Annotated in this window: 7 protein-coding genes; all 7 read right to left on the bottom strand. The window is 71.3% G+C overall.

The genetic code is table 11. The features are described from left to right. Positions 1-118: 118 nt before the first annotated feature. Positions 119-1,642, bottom strand: coding sequence for a ribosome biogenesis GTPase Der (gene der / locus DBR36_RS04650; RefSeq protein ID WP_108317773.1), 1,524 nt, complete (start codon positions 1,640-1,642; stop codon positions 119-121). Next, complete coding sequence (gene cmk / locus DBR36_RS04645) at positions 1,632-2,405, bottom strand: (d)CMP kinase (protein ID WP_108317772.1); 774 nt, start codon at positions 2,403-2,405, stop codon at positions 1,632-1,634. Before cmk ends, der begins: the two co-directional genes overlap by 11 nt. Further along, positions 2,398-3,531 (bottom strand): prephenate dehydrogenase, encoded by a 1,134-nt coding sequence (locus DBR36_RS04640; RefSeq protein WP_108317771.1) that lies wholly within the window; start codon positions 3,529-3,531, stop codon positions 2,398-2,400. The genes cmk and DBR36_RS04640 overlap by 8 nt, the downstream gene beginning before the upstream one ends. Positions 3,532-3,586: 55 nt before the next feature. Further along, positions 3,587-4,357, bottom strand: a complete 771-nt coding sequence (locus DBR36_RS04635) for a pseudouridine synthase (protein WP_108317770.1) — start codon at positions 4,355-4,357, stop codon at positions 3,587-3,589. Beyond that, entirely contained in the window at positions 4,354-5,001 is a 648-nt protein-coding gene (gene scpB, locus DBR36_RS04630) for an SMC-Scp complex subunit ScpB (protein WP_258222565.1), read from the bottom strand. The genes DBR36_RS04635 and scpB overlap by 4 nt, the downstream gene beginning before the upstream one ends. Beyond that, positions 4,991-5,806 carry a ScpA family protein gene (locus DBR36_RS04625; RefSeq protein ID WP_258222567.1) on the bottom strand — a complete coding sequence of 272 codons (816 nt, stop codon included), beginning with the start codon at positions 5,804-5,806 and terminating at the stop codon, positions 4,991-4,993. Before DBR36_RS04625 ends, scpB begins: the two co-directional genes overlap by 11 nt. A gap of 85 nt (positions 5,807-5,891) precedes the next feature. Next, a complete protein-coding gene (locus DBR36_RS04620; RefSeq protein ID WP_258222564.1) occupies positions 5,892-6,794 on the bottom strand; it encodes a ParA family protein in 903 nt (300 codons plus the stop codon). Positions 6,795-6,807: the final 13 nt, after the last annotated feature.

The raw sequence follows: 6,807 nt of genomic DNA, 5'->3' as shown, positions 1-6,807 counted from the left end.
TTCGAGGGCACCCCGATCGTGCTCAACATGCGCATCCGCGAGAAGCGTCAGCGCTGAGCCCGCGTCGCGAACGCCCCGGCCCCCCACAGACGGGGACCGGGGCGTTCGCGACGCGGGCTCAGCGCTGACGCTTCTCGCGGATGCGCATGTTGAGCACGATCGGGGTGCCCTCGAAGCCGTAGATCTCGCGCAGGCGCCGCTGGATGAACCGGCGGTACCCCGGGTCGAGGAACCCGGTCGTGAAGAGCACGAAGGTCGGCGGACGCGTCGCCGCCTGCGTCCCGAACAGGATGCGGGGCTGCTTTCCGCCGCGCAGGGGGTGCGGGTGCTCGGCGACCAGCTCCGACAGGAACGCGTTGAACTTACCGGTCGGGATGCGGGTGTCCCACGACTCCAGCGCCGTCTCGAGCGCCGGGACGAGCTTGTCGAGGTGACGGCCGGTGCGGGCCGAGATGTTTACGCGCGGGGCCCAGGCGACGTGCGCGAGGTCCTGCTCGATCTCGCGCTCGAGGTAGCGGCGACGGTCCTGGTTCTCCATGTCGTCGTCGTTGAGGCGGTCCCACTTGTTGAACGCCAGGACGAGCGCGCGGCCCGACTCGAGCACCAGGTCGATGATGTTGAGGTCCTGCACGCTGATCGGCTGCGAGACGTCGAGGACGACGACGGCGACCTCGCTCTTCTCGAGAGCGGTCGAGGTGCGCAGCGACGCGTAGAAGTCCGCTCCCTGCGAGAGGTGCACGCGGCGACGGATGCCGGCGGTGTCGACCAGCGTCCAGAGCTTGCCGCCGAGCTCGACGACCTCATCCACCGGGTCGCGGGTGGTGCCCGCGAGCTCGTTGACGACAACGCGCTCTTCGCCGGCGGCCTTGTTCAGCAGCGAGGACTTGCCGACGTTGGGGCGACCGAGGATCGCGACGCGGCGGGGGCCGCCGATCTCGTACTTGGCGACCGCCGAGACCTCGGGCAGCACCTTCATGATCTCGTCGAGCAGGTCGGCCACACCGCGGCCGTGGATGGCCGAGACGGGGTGGGGCTCGCCCAGGCCGAGGTTCCACAGGGCCGTGGCCTCGGGCTCCTGGCGCGCGTCGTCGACCTTGTTGGCGACGAGGAACACCGGCTTGTTGCTCTTGCGCAGCAGCTTGACGACGTGCTCGTCGGTCGAGGTCGCCCCCACCGTGGCATCCACCACGAACAGCACGATGTCGGCCAGGTCGATCGCGACCTCGGCCTGCGCCGCGACCGAACGGTCGATGCCCTTCGCGTCGGGCTCCCACCCGCCAGTGTCGACCAGCGAGAAGCGGCGGTCGAGCCACTCGGCCTTGTAGGTGACGCGGTCGCGCGTGACGCCCGGGGTGTCCTCGACGACGGCCTCGCGGCGGCCGAGGATGCGGTTCACCAGTGCGGACTTACCGACGTTCGGTCGGCCGACGATCGCGACCACCGGCAGCGCCGGCAGGAACTCGATCTCGCCGTCGCCCGAGGCCAGCCCCGCGAGCAGCGCGGCATCGTCCTCGTCGAGGTCGAAGTCGGCCAGGCCCGCGCGAAGGGCCTCTGCCCGCTGCTCGGCCAAAACCTCGTCGAGGTTCTGCATCTTCTCGGCGAGCTGGTCGGGCCCGCCTTCGTACTCGTCTTCAACGCCCATCGCGGGCTCCCATCGTGGTCTCGACGACGCGCAACACGGCGTCGACGGTCTGTGCGAAATCGAGGTGGGTCGAATCGACGACCTCGACGCCGTCAGCGGCGGTGAGGAAGTCGACGACCGTGGAATCGGCCGCGTCGCGCTGATGCAGCGCGGCGGCCACCTTGGCGGCGTCCTGATCGGTCAGTTCGGCGCTGCGGCGTGCGGCGCGCACCTCGGGCGCCGCGGTGAGCAGGATGCGCACGGGCGCGTCGGGGAACACGACCGTGGTAATGTCACGACCCTCGACGACGACCCCCGGCAGACCCGCGGATGCCACGAGCCGCCGGAACAACTCGGTCACCGCGTGCCGCACGGGGGCGACGCGCGCGACGCCGCTGACGGCGTCGGTCACGCGGGGTTCCCGGATCGCGGCGGTCACGTCGACCCCGCCGACCCGCACCCAGCGGTCGGTGGTGTCGAGCGAGATCGCGTAGTCGAAGTCGCCGAACACCTCGAGCACCGCGGTGGCGTCCGAGGTGTCGACGCCGTGGGCGAGCGCGTGCCACGCGAGGGCGCGATAGGCGGCACCGGTGTCGAGGAAGCCGTAGCCCAGTCGCTCGGCCGCGGCGCGCGAGACGCTCGACTTTCCGCTGCCGGCGGGACCGTCGATGGCCACGACCGCCGGGACGGATGCCGCCCCCGCGGGCGCCGAGCCCTCGGCGGGGGTCGCCAGCGCCGCGCCGAACGCGGGCTTGGTCAGGGCCGGGGTGGGAGAGTCAGTCATGGGTGGTGCTCGCAATCCGCCATCCGCGCTGCTGGAGCCCGTCGACGGCCCGGCGGACCGCGTCGGGGACGACGCTGATCTCGGCGAGACCGAACGGGGCTCCGGGCGAGTGCTCGAGGCGCAGGTCTTCGACGTTGACGTCGAGGTCTCCGAGCTCGCCGAAGAGGCGGCCCAGCTGGCCGGAGGTGTCGTCGACCATGACGACGAAGCTGTCGAAGCGACGGTTCTGACCGTGCTTGCCGGGCAGGCGCTCGACGCCCTCGTTTCCCCGGCGGATCGTGTCGGCGACCGCCCGGCGCGCGCCGGGCGCCTCGGGCGCGCGCAGCGCCGCCGCCACCTGCGTGAGGTCGGCGGCGAGGTCGTCGAGCACCTCGACGACGGGACCGGCGTTGGCACCCAGGATCTGCACCCACAGTTCGGGAGCGGATGCCGCGATGCGGGTGGTGTCGCGCACGCCCTGCCCCGCGAGTCGCAGCGACCCGTCGGGGGCCGTGACGAAGCGGCCCGCCAGCAGGCTCGCCACCAGCTGCGGCACGTGCGACACGAGGGCGACGGACTCGTCGTGCTCTTCGGGGGTCATCTCGATGAGCGTCGCCCCGAGGTCGAGCGCGAGCCCCTCGACGAGGGACAGGTCGTGGGCCGAGGTCTCGGCATCCCGGCAGACCACCCAGGGGCGGCCCACGAAGATGTCGGCGCGGGCCGAGATGGCTCCCCCGCGCTCGCGTCCGGCCATGGGGTGCGAACCGATGTAGTGGCGCAGGTCGACGCCGCGCGCACGGAGGGTGCGCAGCGGCTCGAGCTTGACGCTCGCGACGTCGGTGACCACGGCATCCGGGAACGCCGCGAGCTCGCGCTCGACGACGTCGGCCGTCACGTCGGGCGGAACCGCCACGACGATCAGCCCGGGGGCGTCGTCGGTGCGCTCGGCGCGGCCGGCGCCGTAGTCGATGGCCAGGCGCAGCTGCGAGGGCGACGCGTCGACGAGGACGACGTCGACGCCGCGCGCGGTGAGCGCGTGGCCGATGCTCGCGCCGAGCAGACCCGACCCGACGACGCGGACCGTGCCGCTCGTGCGGGTCGCCAAAGGCCCGGCCGCGCGCGCGGACGGTGCGTTCGGTTCGCTCATCGGGTCTCCTGCTGCCCTGCCCGGCGCGGGACGCGTCCAGGCACGCCCGCGAGGCTCACTCCGCCGGATCGGTCGGAGCGCTGTCGTCGGTTCGCGACAGCGTGAGAAGGGCGCCGCGTTCTACTGTAGTCAACTCGCGGGCCTTACCCGCAGGGAGTGTTCCCAGGTGGAGGGGTCCGAACTGCCGGCGCACCAGCTCGACGACGGGGTGACCCACCTCGGCCATCATGCGTCGCACGATGCGGTTCTTGCCCGAGTGCAGCGTCAGTTCGACCAGGCTCTCGCCCCTCGACGCGTCGAGCAGACGCGCCTTGTCGGCGGCGATGCGCCCGTCCTCGAGGTCGACGCCCTTGATGAGCCGCTGGATGGTCTGCGGCAGCACCTGCCCCTCGACTTTGGCGATGTAGACCTTGGTCACCCCGAACGACGGGTGCGCCAGGACGTGGGCGAGGTCGCCGTCGTTGGTGAGGACGAGAAGGCCCGAGGTGTCGGCATCCAATCGTCCGACGTTGAACAGGCGCTCGTCCCAGTCCTTCGTGTAGCGGCGCAGGTCGGGGCGCCCGCGGTCGTCGTTCATCGAGCTGACGACGCCCGTCGGCTTGTTCAGCATGACGTAGCGCTTCGAGGAGTCGAGTTGGATCGCCGTGCCGTCCACGTCGACCAGGTCGACCTCGGGGTCGATGCGCGAGCCCAGCTCGGTCACGACGACGCCGTTCACGCGCACGCGCCCCTCGACGATCATCTGCTCCGAGACGCGGCGCGAGGCCACGCCCGCGTTCGCGAGCACCTTCTGCAGGCGCACGCCCTCGGCATCCGCTTCGCTCATTTCAGTACCTCTCCGTCGAATCCGTCCGAGCCGTCGTCGAGCAACGGCGAGATGTGCGGCAGCTCGTCGAGCGAGTTGATGCCGAGGTGGACCAGCAGCTGTTCGGTGGTCCCGTAGTGGATGGCGCCCGTGTCGGGGTCGGTGAAGACCTCGGTGATCAGCCCGCGGGCGAGCAGCGTGCGCACGACCGAGTCGACGTTGACGGCACGGATAGATGCCACCTGCCCGCGCGTGACGGGCTGCTTGTACGCGATGACGGCCAGGGTCTCGAGCGCCGCCTGCGACAACCGCGAGGGGGCCTGGGTGTTCACGAACTCGCCGACGACGTCGTCGTACTCCTCGCGGACGTAGAGCCGCCACCCGCCGCCGACCTCGCGCAGCTCGAAGCCGCGCCGGGGGCCGCCCGTTTCGCCGTCGTAGTCGGCGACGAGGGCCGCGACGGCCTGGCGCACCGCCGGTACCGGGGCGGCGACCGCGGCCGCGAGGCTCACCAAGCTCTGCGGTTCGTCGACCACGAGCAGGATGGCCTCGAGGCGGCGGGCGACGGATGCCGCATCGCTCGGCCGTGAGGCGGGGGCCGGCGCCGTCGCGGCGGCGGTGTCCACGGTGGTGTCGCGGTCGGCGGTCGTCGGGTCAGCGGTCATAGTCGGCTCCCAGGGCGGCGAGGTTCTCATCGGACCACCGCTCGGCGGCCCAGCGCAGGGTCAGCTCGCCGAGGGGTTCGAGCTGCTCGAACGACAGCGCGGCGTGACGGTACAGCTCGAGGATCGACAGGAACCGCGCGACCACGACCCCCGTCTCGTTCACGCCCGCGACCAGATCGCGGAAGCTCAGCGTCCCCGCCGCGCGCAGCAGGGTGACCACGATCGCCGCCTGCTCGCGGATGCTCACGAGAGGGGCGTGCAGATGGTCGAGACCCACGGTGGGGAGGTGCTTCGGGGCGAAGGCCACCACCGCCAGCGCGGCGAAGTCCTCGGCCGACAGCGTCCACGTCAGCTCCGGCACCGCGCTGCGGTACTTCTGCTCCAGGCGGACGGAGCGCGTGTGACGGGTGCCCTCGCGCTGTAGGCACCGCGCGAACCACGCCGACACCTCTTTGAAGGCGCGGTACTGCAGCAGCCGGGCGAACAGCAGGTCGCGGGCTTCGAGCAGCGCCACCGACTCGGCATCCACCAGTTCTCCCTGCGGCAGAAGACCGGCGATCTTCATGTCGAGCAGGGTCGCCGCCACCACCAGGAACTCGGACGCCTCGTCCAGATCGCCGTCGGGGCCCATCGCCCGCAGGTACGAGATGAACTCGTCGGTGACACGGCTGAGCGCGACCTCGGTGACGTCGAGTTCGGCGCGCGAGATGAGGGTGAGCAGCAGGTCGAAGGGCCCGTCGAAGTCGGGGAGCGAGACGCGGAAGCCGGGAGCGTCGGCGCCGGTTGCGTCGACGGGGGCAGGGATGTCGGATGCCGCAGGACCGACCCCGTCGGCGTCGCGCAGGTCCGCGGAGCGGGACGCCGCGACCGCGGCGCCGGCGAGGGTGTCGTCAGGCGACGGCGCCACGGGCGACCAGCTCCCGCGCCAGCCGCAGGTAGGCCTGGGCGGCGGCGTGCTCGGGCGCGAATTCCGTGATCGGCATGCCCGACACCGAGGCATCCGGGAACTTGACCGTGCGACCGATCACCGTCTCGAGCACGTCGTCGCCGAACGCCTCGACCACGCGCTCGAGCACCTCGCGCGAGTGCAGCGTGCGGGGGTCGTACATCGTCGCGAGAACGCCGTCGAGCTCGATCGCGGGGTTGAGCCGGTCGCGGACCTTGTCGATCGTCTCGACCAGCAGCGCGACACCGCGCAGCGCGAAGAACTCGCACTCGAGCGGGATGAGCACGCCGTGCGCCGCAGTGAGCGCGTTGACGGTGAGCAGCCCGAGCGAGGGCTGGCAGTCGACCAGGATGACGTCGTAATCCGCTGCGACCTTGCGCAGCACGCGCGCGAGGATCGTCTCGCGGGCGACCTCGTTGACCAGGTGCACCTCGGCCGCCGACAGGTCGATGTTGGCCGGGATCACGTCGAGACCCTCGACCCGCGTGTGCATGATGACCTCGTGCGGGTCGCGCTTGGTGTCGAGCAGCAGGTCGTAGATGGTGGGGACGTCGTGCGTCTGGATGCCGAGTCCCGCCGACAGCGCACCCTGCGGGTCGAAATCGATCGCCAGGACACGCCGCCCGTAACCGGCCAGCGAGGCGGCCAGGTTGATGGTGGTCGTCGTCTTGCCGACGCCGCCCTTCTGGTTGCACAGCGCGATGATGCGGGCGGGACCGTGTCCATCGAGCGGCTTCGGGGTGGGGAACCCCTGATACGGGCGTCCGGTGGGTCCGAGGATGACCTCGTCCGCGCCCGACTTCTTGCCCTTCGTGCTCGCCGACACCGATTCTCCCGCCTTCGTCATAACGTCCCCGAGT

It is taken from the genome of Microbacterium sp. HMWF026 (assembly GCF_003061325.1).
GTDB classification, from domain to species: domain Bacteria; phylum Actinomycetota; class Actinomycetes; order Actinomycetales; family Microbacteriaceae; genus Microbacterium; species Microbacterium testaceum_E.
Note: the sequence above shows the minus strand (reverse complement) of the source record. Positions and strands in the feature narration are given on the sequence as shown.

Excerpts from the sequence above, each read along its gene's own strand:
- DBR36_RS04635 (WP_108317770.1), bottom strand. The coding sequence starts at position 4,357 with ATGAGCGAAGCGGATGCCGAGGGCGTGCGCCTGCAGAAGGTGCTCGCG.
- DBR36_RS04620 (WP_258222564.1), bottom strand. The coding sequence starts at position 6,794 with ATGACGAAGGCGGGAGAATCGGTGTCGGCGAGCACGAAGGGCAAGAAG.
- DBR36_RS04640 (WP_108317771.1), bottom strand. The coding sequence starts at position 3,531 with ATGAGCGAACCGAACGCACCGTCCGCGCGCGCGGCCGGGCCTTTGGCG.
- der (WP_108317773.1), bottom strand. The coding sequence starts at position 1,642 with ATGGGCGTTGAAGACGAGTACGAAGGCGGGCCCGACCAGCTCGCCGAG.
- cmk (WP_108317772.1), bottom strand. The coding sequence starts at position 2,405 with ATGACTGACTCTCCCACCCCGGCCCTGACCAAGCCCGCGTTCGGCGCG.
- scpB (WP_258222565.1), bottom strand. The coding sequence starts at position 5,001 with ATGACCGCTGACCCGACGACCGCCGACCGCGACACCACCGTGGACACC.